The sequence below is a fragment of the Mesorhizobium loti genome (assembly GCF_013170705.1).
Lineage (GTDB): Bacteria > Pseudomonadota > Alphaproteobacteria > Rhizobiales > Rhizobiaceae > Mesorhizobium > Mesorhizobium loti_D.
Genome location: NZ_CP033334.1, coordinates 5053832 through 5071128 on the forward strand (window position 1 = coordinate 5053832; position 17297 = coordinate 5071128).

A 17297-nucleotide genomic window follows, 5' to 3' on the forward strand; every position below is an offset into this window, starting at 1 on the left:
TCCTGTCTTGCCGTGGCACCCGGGCGGCACCGTTTCGTCTCCCCAAGCTGTGACTGGCATCTTCCGTGCCGGTTCTGTAGTTGTTGCACCCCGATGAAAACGAGGACCAGTAATGGCGACCAAGAACATCGACCATGCCTTCACCGCCCGCTCCAAAACCGGCGGCGCCCTTGAGCCGACCTATTCCGGCGCGCTGTCGTTCATGCGGCGCAAATACACCAAGGACGTGAAGGGCGCGGACGCGGTGGTGTGGGGCATTCCCTTCGACGCCGCCGTCACCAACCGGCCCGGCGCCCGCTTCGGGCCGCAGGCGATTCGCCGTGCCTCCGCGATCCTCGACAATGACCCGCAATACCCGTTCTCGCGCGATCTGTTCGAGCATCTGGCCGTGGTCGACTATGGCGACTGCCTGCTCGACTCCGGCAACCACCAGAAGACGCCCGGCACGATCGAGCGCGAAGCAGCGAAAATCCTGAAGTCGGGCGCCTTCCTGCTGACGCTTGGCGGTGACCATTTCGTCACTTGGCCGCTGCTCAAGGCGCATGCCGCGATCCACGGACCGCTCGCCTTGGTGCAGTTCGACGCGCACCAGGATACGTGGGAAGACGACGGCAAGCGCATCGACCACGGATCCTTCGTCGGCCGTGCGGTCAAGGAAGGCATCATCGACCCCGACCGGTCGATCCAGATCGGCATCCGAACGCACGCGCCCGACACGTTCGGCATCAAGATCCTCTACGGCCATGAGATCGAGGAGATGCGTGCATCCGACATCGCCTATGCCATCGTCGACCGCACGGGCGGCAAGAAGACTTATCTGACCTTCGACATCGACTGCCTTGACCCGGCCTATGCACCCGGCACAGGCACGCCGGTGGCCGGCGGGCCTTCGTCGGCGAAGATCCTGTCGACGCTGCGTCAGCTCAACCAGGTCGATATTGTCGGTGCCGACGTCGTGGAGGTTGCGCCGGCCTACGATCACGCCGATATAACAGCGATCGCCGGCTCGATGGTCGCCATGCAATATCTCGGCCTGCTGGCCGAACGAAAGGCACGACAGGTAGAGATGAACAACGGCAATCACAACGGTGCCGCGGTGAATCAGGGTCACGGCATATAGCGTTGAAATATCAGGGAATTTGATCAGTTCATGAAACCGAAAATCTTCATCGACGGCGAGCACGGCACCACCGGCCTCCAGATCCGGGCACTGCTTGCCGAGCGTGGCGACCTGGAGATCATTTCCATTCCCACCGAGCGCCGCAAGGAGACGGCGGCGCGCGCCGAATTCCTCAATGCCGCCGATATCGCGATCCTGTGCCTGCCGGACGACGCGGCGAAGGAGAGCGTCTCGCTGATCGCCAACGACACCACCAAGGTCATCGATGCGTCGACCGCGCATCGCGTCGCCGAAGGCTGGGCATATGGCTTCGCCGAGATGGACAAGGATCAGGCCAAGACGATCGCCACGGCCAAGCGCGTCGCCAATCCCGGCTGCTGGCCGCAGGGACCGATCGCGACACTGCGGCCATTGGTTGCCGCCGGCCTGCTGCCAACCGATTTCCCCATCACCGTCAACGGCATTTCGGGCTATTCGGGCGGGGGGCGGCCGATGATCGAGGACTATGTCGCCAAGGGCGAGGACGCCTCGGAGTTCCTGCCCTACGGCCTGACCCTGCAGCACAAGCACGTGCCGGAACTGAGGGCCTATGCGAAGCTGTCGCATGATCCGATCATGCAGCCGGCGGTGGGCAATTTCGCACAGGGCATGATCACCGTGGTGCCGCTGCAGCTTGGCGGCCTGGACCATGTGCCGACGGGCGCGGAGCTCCATGCGGCCATTGCCGACCATTTCGCCGCGATCAAGGGCGGCGTGGTGGAAGTGGCGCCTTACGCCCATCTGGAGCGTGTGCCGGAGATCGATCCCGAGATCTACAACGGCACCAACCGCATGAAGGTCTACGTCTTTGCCAACGACAAACGCGCGCAGGCACTGCTGCTGGCGGTCTATGACAATCTCGGCAAGGGTGCCTCGGGGGCGGCCGTCCAGAACATGGACCTGATGCTCGGCCTTTGATGGACGCACCGGGCTTCCCGGCGCGCTGGAAGGTCAGCGCGCCCGAACTCATTGCCGAGACCTTTTCAAGCCGCATCTGGAAGGTTGTCCGCGAGGACGGCTCGCCGGCCGTCGTCAAGGCGCTCAAGCCTTTCGACGATGTCGCCGACGAGTTGCGCGGCGAGCATTTCCTTGCCTGGCGGCGGGGCGAAGGCGCGGTGCGCCTGCTTGCCCGCTCCGGCCATAGCATGCTGCTCGAATATGCCGGCGATACGCTGCTCTCACGGGTTCTCGATGAACAGGGCGACGACGCCGCAACAGAGATAGCGGCGGATCTGATGGCGAAATTGTTTTCGCCATCGAAGCACCCCTTCCCGCCCGAGCTTCAGCCGCTCAGGGAACGGTTCGCCAGCCTGTTCAAGAAAGCAGCAACAGACCGCGGCGCCCGCCGCGACAGCCTCTATGTCGAGGCCGCCGCCATCGCCGATCGGCTGCTGGATGACCCGCATGACGTCAGGCCGCTGCATGGCGACCTGCATCACGAAAACATCTTGCACGGGCCGCGCGGCTGGCTGGCGATCGACCCGAAGGGCGTGCTTGGCGATCCCGGCTTCGACGCCGCCAACATGTTCTACAATCCGCTCGACCGCGACGCGCTCTGCCTCGATCCTCTACGGATCGCGCACATGGGCGAAGTCTTTGCCAGGACGCTGGGGCAGTCTCCGGCCGCGATACTGGATCATGCCATCGCCTATGGCTGCCTGTCTGCGGCATGGCACCACGAGGACGACAATGCGGCCGAGGAGAACCGCGAGCTGTCGATCGCCAAGACGATTCGGGCCGTGCGGACGCATTTCTGACCGGGGAACGGCTCGACGGCGAGAAACCACGCAGTCCGACGAATTCTGGATGTGACGAGCTGATCGGCTCGGGTTCAATTCCTGAGCGCGACCTCTTGCGGCAAGGGGTAGGCTCCCTTGGTGCCGCGCCAATGAGCGGCGGCAAAGCCCAGAACGATCAGTGCGAAACCCTGATGGGTGAGCGCCATATGCAGCGGCACCTGCATCAGCAGCGTACCGATGCCGATCGACGCCTGCACCAGCACCAGCACGAACAATAGCGTCGCGCGACGGGCGTGGGTTGAGCCGGGCAAGCGGATCCGTGTCGCGATCATGTGCCAGAGCGCGACGGCGAAGACCGTATAGGCACCGAACCGATGGACGAACTGCACCGTCTTCGGGCTTTCGAAGAAGTTGCGCCATGCCGGCTCGAGGATCAGCAGATCGCCGGGGATGATCTTGCCGTCCATCAGCGGCCAGGTGTTGTAGCTCAAACCGGCATTGAGACCTGCGACAAGGCCGCCGAGATAGATCTGGATCAACGCCAGAAGCACGATGAAGCCGGCCAGGCGCTGCGTCGAGCGATCGGCCGCGGGTTCGGAATGCGGCGCCAGCCCGCGCGCCACGACCATGGTGGCGGTGAAGATCAGCGCAGCCAGTGTCAGATGCGTCGCCAGCCTGTACTGGCTCACCGACACACGATCGACCAAGCCGGAGGCCACCATCCACCAGCCGATGGCGCCCTGCAGGCCGCCGAGGAGAAGAATGCCGACCAGCTTTGGTCCCAAGCCGCGCTCGATGCGGCGTGTCACCCAGAACACCAGCAGCGGCAAGGCAAAGACCAGGCCGACGCTGCGCGCCAACAGACGGTGCGCCCACTCCCACCAGAAGATCGACTTGAACGCCTCGATGCTCATCCCCTTGTTGAGCTCGGTGTATTGCGGGATCTGCTGGTAGCGCTGGAATTCCTCTTGCCACTCGGCGTCATTGAGCGGCGGGATGACGCCATGGATCGGCCGCCATTCGGTGATCGACAGGCCCGACTCGGTAAGCCGCGTGGCGCCGCCGACCAGCACCAGTGCAAACAGCACCAGAAGCACGACATAAAGCCAGCCCCGAACCAGCGCCCGGTTGTGCAGGTCGCGGTCTCGGGCAGCGTATGGCGCAGCGGCGGCTGATATGGCAGCCATGATCTTGTCCCGGCAGGTTGAAGTCGCGGATAGGTGAACCATCGCACCCCTGCTGGCAAGGCCATCCGGCGCGGCACGCCGTCGCGCCGGCCGCGGCGGGTTGCGCGCATCTTGCGTTCGGCTTAAGCGATAGCGATCAACGAGGCCAAGCCATGCCCATTCGCCTGAAGAAGCTGATCGGAATGTTCCTGCTGGTGGCGCTGGTGATCATCTATGCGCTCGTCGCATCGATCTTCGCGGTCGCCCGTTTGTCGGAATCGGGCGCTTTGGTGCAATTCCTGTTCTTCCTGCTCAGCGGACTGCTGTGGGTGCTGCCGGCGATGGGCATCATCAAGTGGCTGATGCTGGAACCGCGGGTGAAACGCTGACGCTGCGCCAGCCCGTCGGTCAGACGGTGACGACCATCTTGCCGGCATTGGCGAGCGGCGTGGTCACGCCCGACAGCATGGTGCGGATGTGGGCCAGGCTCTGGTAGCGGCCATTGATCGAAATGCGCGGCAAGGCATGCAGGAAGCCGGCATGTTCGGCGCGCAGCACGCCATGGCGGGTCGTCACGGCGGAGACATAGCCGGCGTCACGGGCAAAGCCCACTTCGCGGCAGCCGACGGCGCTCGCATAGCCATAGGGATAGGCGAAATGGCGGGGCTCCCTGCCGAGTTCGGCGCGCAACTTGTCCTTTACAGCGCCGATCTCGTGCCGCGCATCGGCTTCGGACAGCCGCTTCAGATTGCTGTGGTTGATCGTATGGGCGCCAATCGTCACCAATGGATGCGCCGCGACAGTGTGAATCTCATCCCAGTTCATCAGTGTCCGCAGGCGCGGAGCGTCCGCGTCGACGCCATTTGATTTGGCCAGATCGCGCAGCACGGTCCGCAAATCCTCCTCGCGAACCTCGGTGGCGAGATAGGCATGCAGCCGGGCTATCGCCTGGGTTTTCCTGGCACGGGTCGCGCAATCGATCACCGCCGGACCGTTCGTGGTCGCGAGCGTCAGGCGATCGCACGCATTGACGATGTCCTCGGCCACGTCCCACCAGAGATCGGCGGTGCCGTCGATCAGGCCGGGCGCGACGTAGATGGTGATCGGCGCGCCGTGCTTTTCCAGCACCGGCAGGGCCTCGATCATGTTGTCGCGATACGCATCGTCGGCGGTGATGGTGGCGAACCGGCCGCCCTTGCCGCCTGCCTTGATGCGCTCCACGGCTTCGTCCATCGGGACGAAGGCATAGCCGTCCGCCTTCATGTCGGCGATCACCGCGTCAAGGAAGCTGGGCGCGATGTTGAGATGCCGGTTGACGCTGTCGGGTTTTTCCGGTGTCGCCGTCACGCGGTGCAGCATCAGGATGGCTCCGATGCCGCCGACAAATGGCCTGGCCAACGGTGCAAGGCCGGTATAACGGGCGACGTTGAGCGCCAGTCTCCGGATTGCCTCCCCGCCGTCGATCATTCATTCACCTTTTGCGCCTAGGCTTGATCCAAGCACGGAATACGCCTGAGCGCCCCCCCCAAATAGGGATCAATACGCCTTAAGGATTGAGGTATGGTTGACGCAATGGCGTCATTTGACGGCAATCGGCTCGCGGCGACCGAGGCGTCGCCACGCGCCCTGCCGAAGGATGCCGAGGGGCTGTCGGTTTCCGTCGTGGGTGCGGACGGGCTAGCGGCCTATGCGGAGTTTTGCCGGTCGGCGCTCAGCGCGCCGGCGCAGGGCGCGACATGGATCCTGAACTGGGCCGCTCAGGTCAAGCCGGATCTGCTCATGGCGACGCTCACTCTCGAAGGCAAGCCGGTCTTCGCGTTGGCGCTGGAGATTGTCAGCCGCGGCCCTTTCCGGGTCGCCCGTTTCATGGGCGACCGCCACGCCAATGGAAATTTCGCGGCAGCCGACACCCAATGGCTGACCGGGGCGGATCGCGCAACCGTCCGCGCGATGTTCGCAGCCATCGCCAAGGCTCGTCCCGACATCGATCTCATCGCGCTGGAAAGGTTGCTGCCCGATCTCGACGGCATCGCCAATCCGCTCGCGTCGTTCGACCATTTTGCCAGCCCCAATCTTTCACTGGCCGTCAACCTTGCCGGTGGCTTCGATGCATTGCTGCTGCGCGCCAGCGGCAAGCGCAAACGCAAGAAGCATCGTTCGCAGACGCGCAAATTCGAGGCCGTCGGCAGCCACCGGCGCATCGAGGCGCGAACTTCGGACGAAGTGGACAGGCTGCTCGACGCCTTCTTCGAGATGAAGGAACATCGCTTCCGCAAGATGGGCATTGCCAACGTCTTCGGCGACGCCCGGACACGTGCCTTCTTCCGAGGGCTGTTCACGCAAGCCCTGGCCGAGGACAAGCCGTCCTTCGTGCTGCATGGCTTGGAGGTCGCCGGCAAGCTGCGCGCCGTCACCGGGTCGAGCCGTTCGGGCAAGCGCCTGATCTGCGAATTCGGCGCGATCGCGGAGGACGATCTCGCGCACAGCAGTCCCGGCGATTTCCTGTTCTTCGACAACATACAGGAAGCCTGCGATACCGGTTTTGCCGTCTATGATTTCTCCGTCGGAGACGAGGCCTACAAACGGCAGTGGTGCGATATCGAAACGCGGCATTTCGAAGTGCTGGTCCCGCTGACACTGAAGGGCCGCGCCCTGGCGCGGACGCTTCGCCAGGGCGCGCGGCTGAAGGCCTTCGTCAAGAACAGCCCGGCGATCTGGAAACTGACCAAGATGCTGCGCCGCAAGGCAGCAGGACAGCCAGCGCCCGCGGCTGTCGAGGACGACGGTTAAGCTCGCTTGGAAATGAGCGCCATGAAGCCGACCATCCGCACGCTATCCCTCCGGGAACTGACTGAGCTGATCGACTGGGCAGCCGCCGAGGGCTGGAACCCGGGCCTTGAAGACGCGGCGATGTTCCAGGCCGCGGAACCGGAGGGATTCATCGGCGCTTTTGTCGGCGACGAGATGGTCGCCGCTATCTCGGCAGTGGCCTATGGGCGCGATTTTGGTTTCATCGGCCTCTACATCAGCCGTCCGGACATGCGCGGCAAGGGCTACGGCAAGGCGGTGTGGGCCGCCGGCATGGCCAGGTTGGCCGGGCGCACCATCGGACTGGATGGCGTCGAAGAGCAGCGGGCCAACTACCAGAGCAAAGGGTTCAAGCCGGTCTACGAGACGATCCGCTACAGCGGGCGCCTTGCGGGCTCGCCCGTCGGCGCCGGGCGGCCGCGCATGGTGAGTGCGCAACCGGTGTCCGACATCATCGGATATGATGCGCTTTGCTTTCCCGCGCCCCGGCACTCTTTCCTGCAGCAATGGCTGCAGCCGCCTCACCATGCCCTGGCCGCGATCCAATCACGGGGAATGGCCGGCTATGCGGTGGCCCGTTCCTGCCGCAGCGGCTTCAAGGTCGGCCCGCTCTTCGCCGACGACACGCAGACGGCGCTCGAATTGCTTGCAGAGCTGGCAAGTGCGTGCGAAGGCGGCGAACTGAACATCGACGTCCCGGCGAACCAAGTCGATCTCATCGCAACGATCGAGGCCGCCGGCTTCTCACCGACCTTCACCACCACCCGCATGTATCAAGGCCCGCCCCCGAAGCTTGATGCCAGCAGGGTATTCGGCGTGACGACGCTGGAACTGGGATAGGCCAGGCGTGCCTGCGAACAGCGGCTGTTCAGGCCGCCGAACGCCGGCCCGGAGTTCCCGGTGGTTCGTGGCCAAGCGGCGTCACCAGCGTCAGGTCGGGGTAGCCGCTCTCGATCAGCTTGACCGCTGCCTGCGTCACCTCGTCGTCCGGCTCCAGCATGGACAGGAACACTTCGGTCGCGTCGCCGCCCAGACGGCTGATGCCTTGCGCATCGGCCGGCCCGCACTCGACCACCACCAGATCATAGGCCGTGATCAGCGACTGCATTATGATCGGCAACCTGTCGGCGGCGCGCATGGCGCGGACCGGATCAGCGGTGCCGACCGGAATGACGTGGCAATCGGAATAGAGATCTGCATGGATGACGTCGCTGAACTGCGCCTGCGACGCGAGCAGATCGGTGATGCCCGGGAAAAGCCCGCTGTCCAGCATTGGCCGCGAAGCAGCACCCGAGGCGGTAAGATCGAGCAGCAGGACGCGCAGGCCGGCGTCGGACACCTCGCGCGCCACCAGGACTGCCGATGCTGCTGCCTCGTCGCCTTCGGGCGAAACGAATATGGCGCGTGCGGCACCGCTGGCGATCAGCTTTTCCGCGGCCTTCTCGATGTCGATTTCACCGAGCACCGAGCGCGGCCGCTGGACCTCCATGACGGATTCCGACTCGACAGCTGATACGGCCTCGGCGACAGGCTCTTCCTGTGCGGCAGGCTCAGGCTCGGTAACAGGCTCAGGCTCGGCAATGGACTGGGCTCGCACCGTCATCTCGGAATCCGCGACGGCTTCGGGCCATGGCGCCACAGCACCACGATTAGCGAACTCGCTGGCGACAGCTGGCTCCAGTCGGGCAGTCGGCTCCAGGGGCGCGACCGGCTCCTGGCGGGCGGTTGTCGGCATCGCCACTTCGTCGATCGGCTCAAAACGGGCGCCCGTGGCCGGGCGCATCGCACGGCCCGAGAAGAGTTCCCGCAGCAGCGTGAAGACCGCCGCCAGCAGAAGCGAAGCGGCGGCGGCGGCACCAACGATCGGCCCGACCTTGGGGAAGTATGGCTCGGAGGGCACCGAAGCCGGCGAGGAGACACGAGCGTCGACCGGCACATAGTTGCGGTCCTGGCGCGAAGCCGCCTCGCGGTAGTTGGTCAGATAGAGTTCGAGCTGTTGGCGCTTGGCCGCCGCATCGCGCTGCAGCGCGTCGAGCCCGACCTGCTGTTCGCCAGCCTGCGCCGAGGCCGCCTTCAGCGTGTTGACGTCGGCGACGAGCTGGTTTTCGCGCGCCTTGGCGGCATCGGCCTGCATCACAAGGCCCTTCATGACCTTCTGTGCTTCGCCGCGGATCTGCGCATCGAGATCGGCCAGCTGTGATTTCGCCGCGCGAACGCGCGGATGATTGTCGAGCATCGTCGTCGACAGATCGGCGATATTGGCGCGCAGCTCGACCTGGCGCTCCCGCAAACGCTGGATCAGGTCGGACGACAGCACTTCCGGCAGCGAATCCAGCGAGCCGCCATTCTGCAGCGCCTTGCGTACGCTGTCGGCGGTGCCTTCGGCCGCGGCGCGGTTGGCCCGCACCCGCGACAATTCGGTCGACAGCTCGGCCAGTTGCTGTGTGGCCAGGGTGGAATTGTTACCGCCCATCAGGAGGTCCGACTGGCCGCGGTACGCCGCGACCTTGGCCTCGGCATCCCTGACCTGCTTCGACAGGTCGGCGATCTCAGGCGCCAGGAAATCCGCGGCGGCGGTGTTCGACTCGCTCTTGGCCGCGCCCTGCCCCGCAATATAGGCAGCGGCAATGGCGTCAGGGATTGCCGCGGCGAGCTTGGGATCCTCGGATGAGAACTCGATGGCAATGATGCGTGTCTTTTCAACGCCAAAGACGTTGAGCTTCTCGCGCATCTTCTTCAACACGCGTTCGTCGGCCGGAATATCCATCGGATCGTTCTTCAGCCCAAGCAGGATCAGCACGCGGCTGAGGGACGACATGTTGATCGTTTCGTCGAATTCGGGCAGCCGCGCCAGACCGAGTTTCCGCGCCACCTGCTTGAGGATTTCGTTGGACGAAATGATCTGGACCTGGGTGGCGACGCCTTGCTCGTCGAGGATCGGCTTGTCGCCGTCATTGTTGCTGCCGGCCGGGCGGGTATAAACGGATTCGCGCGGGGCGATTTCCACCTGCGTCTGCGCCTTGTAGTGCCGTGTCGCCAACGACGCGAAAGCAAACGCCAGGCCTGTCACCGCCAGAACAAAGAGCAATATGCGCAGCCAGTTCCTCGCCAGGCTGGCGAAAAGCTGCCTGAGGTCGACATCGACATCTGCGGCCGCGGACTGAACGGACATGCATCCCTACTCCGAAACTGGGTCAGGATGCACCGTAAACAACTATGGTAACTCAGCAGTTAAGATCGCGGTAATACTCCATTAGGGATCACTGGCGAGCGGCTAGAAAAAGCGACAAAATGGCGAAATCCCTGCCGGCGCGAGCTCTATCGGCCGGCGCCTTTACCGGCCATTAACCCTAACAGGATGATAACGAACCCGATCCCAGATGTTTGCTGCGACGCCGCAGCGGCCAGTCGAAGGTACCTATCCGGTCATGAAAAGCACTGCTTCCCTCGTTCGCGCGCTGCTTGCCGTATCGATGCTCGCCGGCTGCTCCAGCTACCGCCCGCCGCCGGCCGCCTTCCACGAAGTCCTCGACCAGCCTTATCGCCTCGGCGCCGGCGACCGCGTGCGCGTCACCGTGTTCGAACAGGACGGCCTGACCAACACCTACAGTGTCGACCAGTCCGGCTATCTCTCCTTCCCGCTTGTCGGCGCCGTGCCCGCGCGTGGTCACACAGCACAGCAGATGGAAAAGGAGATCGCCGACAAATTGCGGCAAGGCTATCTGCGCGACCCCGACGTTTCGGTCGAGATCGACCGCTACCGGCCGATCTTCGTCATGGGCGAGGTGGGTGCTGCCGGCCAGTATTCCTACGTGCCCGGCCTGACGGTGCAGAAGGCCATCGCCATCGCCGGAGGCTTCACGCCACGCGCCAACCAGGAAAGCGTCGACATCACCCGCGACATCAACGGCAAGGTGATGACCGGGCGCGTGGTCACCTCCGACCCGCTGCTGCCCGGGGATACCGTCTTCGTCCGCGAACGCCTGTTCTGACAGATATCACGTGGCGGACAAGCTCAGGATCGTCCACTGCTTTCGTTCACCCGTCGGAGGAATTTTCCGGCATGTGCGCGACCTGACGGAAGCTCAGGTCGCGGCCGGTCATGTGGTCGGGATCGTCTGCGATTCGACCACCGGCGGCGAATTCGAGGAACGCCTGTTCGAGCAGATGAAGGGCACGCTGGCGCTCGGTATCCATCGCACGCCAATGCAGCGCCATGTCGGCCCGGGCGATCTCGCCTCGGCCCGGCGCACCTACAGGATCATCAAGGAATTGCAGCCGGACGTCCTGCACGGGCACGGTGCCAAGGGTGGCGCCTATGCCCGTCTGTTCGGCTCATTGTTGCGGGTATCAAGGTCTCGCGTAGCCCGCCTTTATTCGCCGCATGGCGGCTCCCTCCACTATGACGAAACAACGGCCACGGGGAGGCTGTTCTTCGCGCTGGAGCGCTCCATGGCGCGCTTCACCGATTGCCTGCTCTTCGTCTCGGATTATGAGCGGCGAACCTATCGCAGGAAGGTGGGCGAGCCGCCGATCCCGAACACACTGGTCTACAACGGACTGCGCGCCGCGGAATTCGAACCGGTGGCGATCGAACCCGATGCGGCGGATCTGCTCTACATCGGCATGATGCGGGACCTGAAGGGCCCCGACATCTTCATCGATGCACTGGCGGCCGCCGGTCCCCGGCTTGGCCGTGCGCTGCGCGCGGTGATGGTCGGCGACGGCGACGACCTGCCGCGTTATCACGCGCAAGTGAAGCGCCTTGGGCTTCAGGACCATGTCCGCTTCCTGCCGCCGATGCCGGCCAGGGAGGCCTTCGCGCTGGCGGCGCTCGTCGTCGTTCCCTCGCGCGCCGAAGCCATGCCCTATATCGTGCTGGAGACACTCGCCGCGGCAAGGCCCATGATCGCGACCTCGGTCGGCGGCATACCGGAGATTTTCGCTGCCGGCTCCCCTGCCCTGATCAGGCCCGATCCCATCGAACTCACTGACAAGATGAGTGAGGCGCTGGCCGATCTCGCAGCCTACGGCAAGCTGATGCCCGACGGCGCCAACCTCAAGGCACGCTTCGGCGCCGACGTCATGGCCGCCGAAATCGAGAAGGCCTATTTCGCCGCGCTCGGCAGGTGACGCCCCAAGCCTTTCCAAAGCCACGTGTTGTTTCAAGGGTTTCTTAGCTCTCTTTTGCTAATCACCCAGGGGAAGCTTGCGGACTGTTCCATGAACGAGATCGACCCCGCGCGCCGCTTTTCAGCAGAAGCGGTGCGTAAATTCGACGGCCCGGCCGATGGCGATGCGCCCGGGGGTATGAACGATGTTGCCCGACAGGTGGCGTCGCAATACCGGCGCGATACGATGTCGCCGATCATGGTCAGCGGTGTCCTGCGCATGGTCGAGTTCGCGATCCTGTTCCTTTCGGGGCTCTGCGTCTATTTCTACTTTGTCGGGTTCTTCAACTATTTCGCCTGGCAGTATCCGGTGACGATCGCCGCAGCGTCGTTCCTCGCCGTGGTTCTGCTCGATGTCACCGACTGCTACCAGGTCGTTTCGCTGATGCGGCCGATCGCCAATTTCAGCCGCATCCTGCTGGTCTGGGCCGGCACCTTCGCGCTGATGGCGTTGACGGCTTTCACCATGAAGATGTCGGAAGACTATTCGCGGCTGCTGTTCGGCACCTGGTTCGTGGTCGGCTTCGTCCTCCTCTTCGGCCTCAGGCTGGTGTTGTCGAAGCTGATCCGGCGCTGGGCTCGCGATGGCCGCATGGAGCGGCGTGCCGTCATCGTCGGCGGCGGCAAGGCGGCGGAAGTCCTGATCCGTTCGGTCGAAAAACAGCCTTACAACGACATCCGCATCTGCGGCATATTCGATGACCGCAGCGACAAGCGCTCGCCGCCCATCGTTGCCGGCTACCCCAAGCTCGGCACCATTTCGGAACTGATCGAGTTCGCTCGCATCGCCCGCATCGACATGCTGATCGTGTCGCTGCCGCTGACCGCCGAAACGCGTGTGCTGCAGCTGTTGAAGAAACTGTGGGTGCTGCCGGTGGACATTCGGCTTTCGGCGCATTCGAACGCGCTGCAGTTCCGCCCTCGCGCCTATTCCTTCATCGGCTCGGTGCCGATGCTCGACATCTTCGACAAGCCGATCAACGACTGGGATTCGGTCGCCAAGCGCGCCTTCGACATCATTTTCTCGCTGATCGGCATCATCGTCTTCTCGCCGGTGATGCTGGCGACCGCGATCGCCATCAAACTCGACAGCAAGGGACCGGTGCTGTTCAAGCAAAAGCGACACGGCTTCAACAATGAGATCATCGAGGTCTACAAGTTCCGCTCGATGTACACCGACAGGTCGGATCCGACCGCCAAGCAGACAGTGACCAAGAACGATCCGCGCGTCACGCGCGTCGGCCGCTTCATCCGCAAGACGTCGATCGACGAACTGCCGCAGTTCGTCAATTCGCTGCTGGGATCACTGTCGCTGATCGGTCCGCGCCCGCATGCCATCGCGGCGCAGTCGCACAACCTTCTCTACAACGAGGTGGTCGACGGTTATTTCGCCCGCCACAAGGTCAAGCCGGGCGTCACCGGCTGGGCGCAGATCAACGGCTGGCGCGGCGAGATGGACACCAACGAGAAGATCCGCATGCGCACGGAATACGACCTCTACTACATCGAGAACTGGTCGCTGCTGTTCGATCTGCGGATCCTGTTCCTGACACCGATCCGGCTGCTCAACACGGAAAACGCCTATTGAGCGCGATTTCCCATGAGCTGCCGCCGGCCGCGGTCAACGCCAAGCTGATCGCGCTGATTTCTTCCAGTGCGGTGGTGTTCGGCATTCTTCTGTCCGGCTTCGTCATCAACGAGCCGGCGCCTTATGAAATCTACATGGCCGGGCTGATCGCCATCTGGGCGCTCTTCGGCTTGCGGATTTCCCGCGCGGCCATGCCGCTGCTGGTGCTGCTGGTGACAATGAACATCGGCGGCATGATCTCGATGACGCAGATGGCGGACCTCGCCTTCACACCCCTCTATCTCTCCGTGTCGCTGTTCCTGGCCTTCAGCGCGGTGTTCTTCGCCTCGGTCACCGCCACGCAACCAGGTCTCTACCGGCTGATCTTCAATGCCTATGTCGTTTCGGCCGTGGCGACGTCGCTGCTCGGCATAGCAGGCTATTTCCATGCCTTTCCCGGCGCCGAGATCTTCACCAAATACGACCGCGCCGCCGGCGCCTTCCAGGATCCGAACGTCTTCGGACCCTTCCTGGTGCTGCCCGGCATCTATCTGCTCCATCTGCTCCTGACCGGTCCGGTCTCGCGCATGCCGCTGCTGGCGGTGCCGCTGCTGATCATCGTATCGGGCATCTTCTTCTCCTTCTCGCGCGGCGCCTGGGGCATGTTCGTCGTATCGGCGGTCCTGCTAACCGGCTGCCTGTTCCTGCAGAGCAACAGCGGCAAGTTCCGGCTGCGCGTGGTGATCATGACCATCGCCGCGCTGTCGTTGCTGGCGATCGCCATCATCGTCATCCTGCAATTGCCCGGGGTTGCGGACATGTTCACCCAGCGCGCGCATCTCGAACAGAGCTACGACACCGCGCGCCTCGGCCGCTTCGCTCGCTACGGAATCGGATTCCAGATGGCGATGGAGCATCCGTTCGGCATCGGGCCGCTGGTCTTCGGCAAGATGTTCGGCGAGGACACGCACGACATCTGGCTGAAAATGCTCATGGATTATGGCTGGCTCGGCTTCGTGTCGTTCCTGACGCTTGTGCTGTGGACCATAGCCTCCGGGTTCCGCATCCTGCTACGCGATCGGCCATGGCAGCCTTACCTCTTGTGCGCCTATGTCGCCTTCATCGGCAATATCGGACTCGGCACCTTCATCGATATCGATCACTGGCGCCACGTCTACCTGCTGCTCGGCCTGATCTGGGGCGCCATCGCCCTGGAATACCGCCATCAGCGACTGTTGCGGCCGGCTCTGGCTCAAGCAAGAAGCTGAAGGCGTGATCTGTCCAGGGTTCAGCCAAGACGAACCGTGGAAAAGTCCCATCTCGTCGTCAACACCATGCGCCAATGTGGCTTCTCAAAAACGAAACGACGAAGGTCGTTACCGGCTTTCCGTTCATCGCGCGGCTCCTTCATTTGCATGCTTCGGCCATATTAGTATCAGTGCATAGATTTGCCAGCCGGCGGTTCGGTCCCTAAACAGTCCGCCGGTCAGGCCCGGTGTCCCAATTCATCCCAACGCAGGCACCGGGCCGCCTTGAGCTTCGGCAATCCCGGGATTTGGGTCTCGACCCAAGCGTCGACGAGATGTCCTGAGCCGGCTTCGTTCCATGCTGCCACTTGCGGTCGAGCTTGCGCTGCGCAATACTACCTCTTGGGGTAAAGGGTTGCAGGGGAGTAGTATGCCAGTCTACGATGTCGCAGAAATGCGCTACGATCGGGTAATCAGGTGCAAGGCAGTCGAAGCGACTAGTCCTGCCGTGGCCGCATCGGAAATGAATGCCTGCGAGGCGGCCTCTCAAAGATGGGCGAAGGATTGGATTCGCGTCACCGATGAGGCTCGCGGGGAAGTATTCGCCTACACGGTCGCACGCCAAATGAATTCGGCTCAACCAGCATCCTGAAAATACAAATGTTGGCTCGCAGTGGGGACCAGCCCGCTGCTGGGACTTCTTTGGGGGTGCAGCGGGCTGCGGGTGTGGACACCCAAGGAACAGCGAAGGGCTGAATCGGTTCGCTGTTCGCGGTCAACATATGAGATTTCGGCTCAACGGCGCGACTTACGGATTCGTAAGGAGCAACCTCTCTCGCCCGCGGCGCTGCACGTTCGGGGAAATTTGCACGGCGAATTCCGGAATCGCCGAACCAGGAACATTCGCTGTTTGTGAGGGACTTTTTCGGAACTTCGTGTTCCGAAACGGACAACTGGAGCGCCTTCGTTTCAAAAACGAGAAAGGCGCCCAAGGCGCCTTCGGTAAAAACCAGGGATTTCAAGGAACTAATGGTCGGAGTGGCCGGATTCGAACCGACGACCCCTTGACCCCCAGTCAAGTGCGCTACCGGGCTGCGCTACACTCCGGACCGGTCGCGATGTATCGTGATAACCCTGCTCGGGTCAACCGAATTCCGCGACTATCTTGCAGGTAGATTTGTGAGACAATGGCGGCCCAGTGCGTCAGTATCTTACCTTAAGCCTGGCACACATCGACCCATTCCGCACCGATAAGATCGACCATGCGCTGCGGGGCGATCCGTACTGCGGCGTTGGTGGCGCCGGCGGCCGGCACGACCTCTTCAAATTCGCGCAGGGACACGTCGCAGCAGACCTGCAGAGGTGCCGGCAGGCCGAACGGACAAACACCGCCAACCGGATGGCTCGTGGCAGCCACAACTTCCTTCGCGTCCAGCATGCGCGGCTTGCCGCCGAACCGGTCCTTGAACTTGCGGTTGTCCAGTCTGGCGATGCCGCTGGTCACGACCAGCATGGTCCGGTCGCCGACGCGCAGGCAGATCGTCTTGGCGATCTGCGCCGGAAGGACGCCATGCGCTTCCGCCGCCAGCATCACCGTTGCCGAACTCGCTTGCGTGACGATGACTTCGACATCAGGCGCATGGGCGGCAAAGAACGCACGAACGGATTCCAGGCTCATATCGAAAACTCACGGTTCAAATCCGACGCACAAGCCGCCCGACACACTATTCGCCCGACAAACTGGGCTCCCATACACCAGGCGAATGGCGCAAATCTGGGTGCGGCACGTATAAACACGCGCGATTCATGAATCGGCAAGCCCGGCCACCGAGGAACGTCGATGCATCAACAAGAAACCCGCCAAGCGGGCCTTGGCGGGTTCCGCGGCATGGCTGTCGCCGGTTCTATGCCAGGGGTCGACCTTGTGCGGCCGGTGTCGGTGCAGCGAAAGCAATGAGAGCATCCTGGGGTAGCCGAAGCGCGGCCGCGATACGACGCAGCTTCGCCGGATCGGCAGCCCTGCCGTTCTCGATGTCCTCAATTTCGCCGACCGCGAGTCCGCAGGTCAGGGAAAGCTCTTCCAAGCTGTATCCGCGGGTTTCCCGCAGTGCTCTGAGGCTACTGGAATCTGACCCGATCTCACTGACTAGCGGTTCGGAGAGGGCATTGATTTTTGCGTTTTGGGGCATTGGCAACTCCGGTGGCTGAAAGAATTTGATCAAAATGGAGTGTTGCCTGAGACGAGCAGGAAGATGCCCGCTCGCCAGTGATTTGCCAAGAGCCAAACGGACCGTCACGCTATCGTGAACCGGACGCCTTCGCACCGGCTTACGCACATCGGCACCATCAAGTTCTTTTGAACACCCGGCACCTTTTTGCTCGAAGGTTTAGGCCCACCTGTTCGTTGTTCTGATGCACTGGCGTGAAAACCATCCGGTTC

15 protein-coding genes and 1 tRNA gene are annotated in these 17297 nt (G+C 63.1%); 10 read left to right on the top strand and 6 right to left on the bottom strand.

Features of this window, described 5'->3' with window-relative positions; translation table 11 throughout:
• Positions 1-112 precede the first annotated feature (112 nt).
• From speB to EB815_RS24940, 3 genes are read left to right on the top strand one after another with little or no spacing between them, the layout of a single operon-like run.
• Entirely contained in the window at positions 113-1120 is a 1008-nt protein-coding gene (speB, locus tag EB815_RS24930; RefSeq protein WP_056562410.1) for an agmatinase, read from the top strand.
• 30 nt (positions 1121-1150) lie between these two features.
• Positions 1151-2077: an N-acetyl-gamma-glutamyl-phosphate reductase gene (gene argC, locus EB815_RS24935; RefSeq protein WP_056562414.1), complete on the top strand. Its 927-nt coding sequence runs from the start codon at positions 1151-1153 to the stop codon at positions 2075-2077.
• Positions 2074-2916 (top strand): aminoglycoside phosphotransferase family protein, encoded by an 843-nt coding sequence (locus EB815_RS24940; protein WP_196772371.1) that lies wholly within the window; start codon positions 2074-2076, stop codon positions 2914-2916. Before argC ends, EB815_RS24940 begins: the two co-directional genes overlap by 4 nt.
• 74 nt (positions 2917-2990) lie before the next feature.
• Here the strand turns inward: EB815_RS24940 and EB815_RS24945 are convergent, their stop codons facing one another.
• Positions 2991-4085 carry a COX15/CtaA family protein gene (locus EB815_RS24945; RefSeq protein WP_081294710.1) on the bottom strand — a complete coding sequence of 365 codons (1095 nt, stop codon included), beginning with the start codon at positions 4083-4085 and terminating at the stop codon, positions 2991-2993.
• Between the two features lie 152 nt (positions 4086-4237).
• Here EB815_RS24945 and EB815_RS24950 point away from each other — a divergent pair, with 152 nt between their 5' ends.
• The gene (locus EB815_RS24950; protein WP_056562423.1) at positions 4238-4453 is read left to right on the top strand and encodes a DUF2842 domain-containing protein; all 216 of its coding nucleotides are present in this window, start codon (positions 4238-4240) and stop codon (positions 4451-4453) included.
• 19 nt (positions 4454-4472) lie between these two features.
• Here the strand turns inward: EB815_RS24950 and EB815_RS24955 are convergent, their stop codons facing one another.
• Positions 4473-5531: a polysaccharide deacetylase family protein gene (locus tag EB815_RS24955; protein ID WP_056562425.1), complete on the bottom strand. Its 1059-nt coding sequence runs from the start codon at positions 5529-5531 to the stop codon at positions 4473-4475.
• A gap of 93 nt (positions 5532-5624) precedes the next feature.
• Between EB815_RS24955 and EB815_RS24960 the strand changes: the two genes are divergently transcribed.
• Together EB815_RS24960 and EB815_RS24965 are read left to right on the top strand one after the other, a co-directional pair.
• Positions 5625-6854, top strand: coding sequence for a GNAT family N-acetyltransferase (locus EB815_RS24960; RefSeq protein ID WP_056562428.1), 1230 nt, complete (start codon positions 5625-5627; stop codon positions 6852-6854).
• A 21-nt stretch (positions 6855-6875) separates the two neighbouring features.
• Positions 6876-7712, top strand: coding sequence for a GNAT family N-acetyltransferase (locus EB815_RS24965; RefSeq protein ID WP_056562431.1), 837 nt, complete (start codon positions 6876-6878; stop codon positions 7710-7712).
• A 28-nt stretch (positions 7713-7740) separates the two neighbouring features.
• Here EB815_RS24965 and EB815_RS24970 read toward each other — a convergent pair whose 3' ends face one another.
• Positions 7741-10044, bottom strand: coding sequence for a GumC family protein (locus EB815_RS24970; RefSeq protein ID WP_056562434.1), 2304 nt, complete (start codon positions 10042-10044; stop codon positions 7741-7743).
• Positions 10045-10300: 256 nt separating this feature from the next.
• Here EB815_RS24970 and EB815_RS24975 point away from each other — a divergent pair, with 256 nt between their 5' ends.
• The 4 genes from EB815_RS24975 to EB815_RS24990 all read left to right on the top strand — a co-directional run bounded on the left by EB815_RS24975 (position 10301) and on the right by EB815_RS24990 (position 14878).
• Positions 10301-10864, top strand: a complete 564-nt coding sequence (locus EB815_RS24975) for a polysaccharide biosynthesis/export family protein (protein WP_056565427.1) — start codon at positions 10301-10303, stop codon at positions 10862-10864.
• Between the two features lie 10 nt (positions 10865-10874).
• Positions 10875-12005 (top strand): glycosyltransferase family 4 protein, encoded by a 1131-nt coding sequence (locus tag EB815_RS24980; RefSeq protein WP_056562437.1) that lies wholly within the window; start codon positions 10875-10877, stop codon positions 12003-12005.
• Positions 12006-12095: 90 nt separating this feature from the next.
• Positions 12096-13631, top strand: a complete 1536-nt coding sequence (locus EB815_RS24985; RefSeq protein WP_056562439.1) for an undecaprenyl-phosphate glucose phosphotransferase — start codon at positions 12096-12098, stop codon at positions 13629-13631.
• Positions 13628-14878: an O-antigen ligase family protein gene (locus tag EB815_RS24990; RefSeq protein WP_056562443.1), complete on the top strand. Its 1251-nt coding sequence runs from the start codon at positions 13628-13630 to the stop codon at positions 14876-14878. The genes EB815_RS24985 and EB815_RS24990 overlap by 4 nt, the downstream gene beginning before the upstream one ends.
• 1009 nt (positions 14879-15887) lie before the next feature.
• Here EB815_RS24990 and EB815_RS24995 read toward each other — a convergent pair.
• From EB815_RS24995 to EB815_RS25005, 3 genes are all read right to left on the bottom strand, one after another.
• Positions 15888-15964, bottom strand: a tRNA-Pro gene (locus tag EB815_RS24995).
• A gap of 109 nt (positions 15965-16073) precedes the next feature.
• A complete protein-coding gene (locus EB815_RS25000; protein ID WP_056562446.1) occupies positions 16074-16535 on the bottom strand; it encodes a YbaK/EbsC family protein in 462 nt (153 codons plus the stop codon).
• A 226-nt stretch (positions 16536-16761) separates the two neighbouring features.
• Positions 16762-17046, bottom strand: coding sequence for a helix-turn-helix domain-containing protein (locus EB815_RS25005; RefSeq protein WP_056562449.1), 285 nt, complete (start codon positions 17044-17046; stop codon positions 16762-16764).
• Positions 17047-17297: the final 251 nt, after the last annotated feature.

Coding starts and splice junctions, on each gene's coding strand:
- speB (WP_056562410.1), top strand. CDS start 113: ATGGCGACCAAGAACATCGACCATGCCTTCACCGCCCGCTCCAAAACC.
- argC (WP_056562414.1), top strand. CDS start 1,151: ATGAAACCGAAAATCTTCATCGACGGCGAGCACGGCACCACCGGCCTC.
- EB815_RS24945 (WP_081294710.1), bottom strand. CDS start 4,085: ATGGCTGCCATATCAGCCGCCGCTGCGCCATACGCTGCCCGAGACCGC.
- EB815_RS24950 (WP_056562423.1), top strand. CDS start 4,238: ATGCCCATTCGCCTGAAGAAGCTGATCGGAATGTTCCTGCTGGTGGCG.
- EB815_RS24955 (WP_056562425.1), bottom strand. CDS start 5,531: ATGATCGACGGCGGGGAGGCAATCCGGAGACTGGCGCTCAACGTCGCC.
- EB815_RS24960 (WP_056562428.1), top strand. CDS start 5,625: ATGGTTGACGCAATGGCGTCATTTGACGGCAATCGGCTCGCGGCGACC.
- EB815_RS24965 (WP_056562431.1), top strand. CDS start 6,876: ATGAAGCCGACCATCCGCACGCTATCCCTCCGGGAACTGACTGAGCTG.
- EB815_RS24970 (WP_056562434.1), bottom strand. CDS start 10,044: ATGTCCGTTCAGTCCGCGGCCGCAGATGTCGATGTCGACCTCAGGCAG.
- EB815_RS24975 (WP_056565427.1), top strand. CDS start 10,301: ATGAAAAGCACTGCTTCCCTCGTTCGCGCGCTGCTTGCCGTATCGATG.
- EB815_RS24985 (WP_056562439.1), top strand. CDS start 12,096: ATGAACGAGATCGACCCCGCGCGCCGCTTTTCAGCAGAAGCGGTGCGT.
- EB815_RS25000 (WP_056562446.1), bottom strand. CDS start 16,535: ATGAGCCTGGAATCCGTTCGTGCGTTCTTTGCCGCCCATGCGCCTGAT.
- EB815_RS25005 (WP_056562449.1), bottom strand. CDS start 17,046: ATGCCCCAAAACGCAAAAATCAATGCCCTCTCCGAACCGCTAGTCAGT.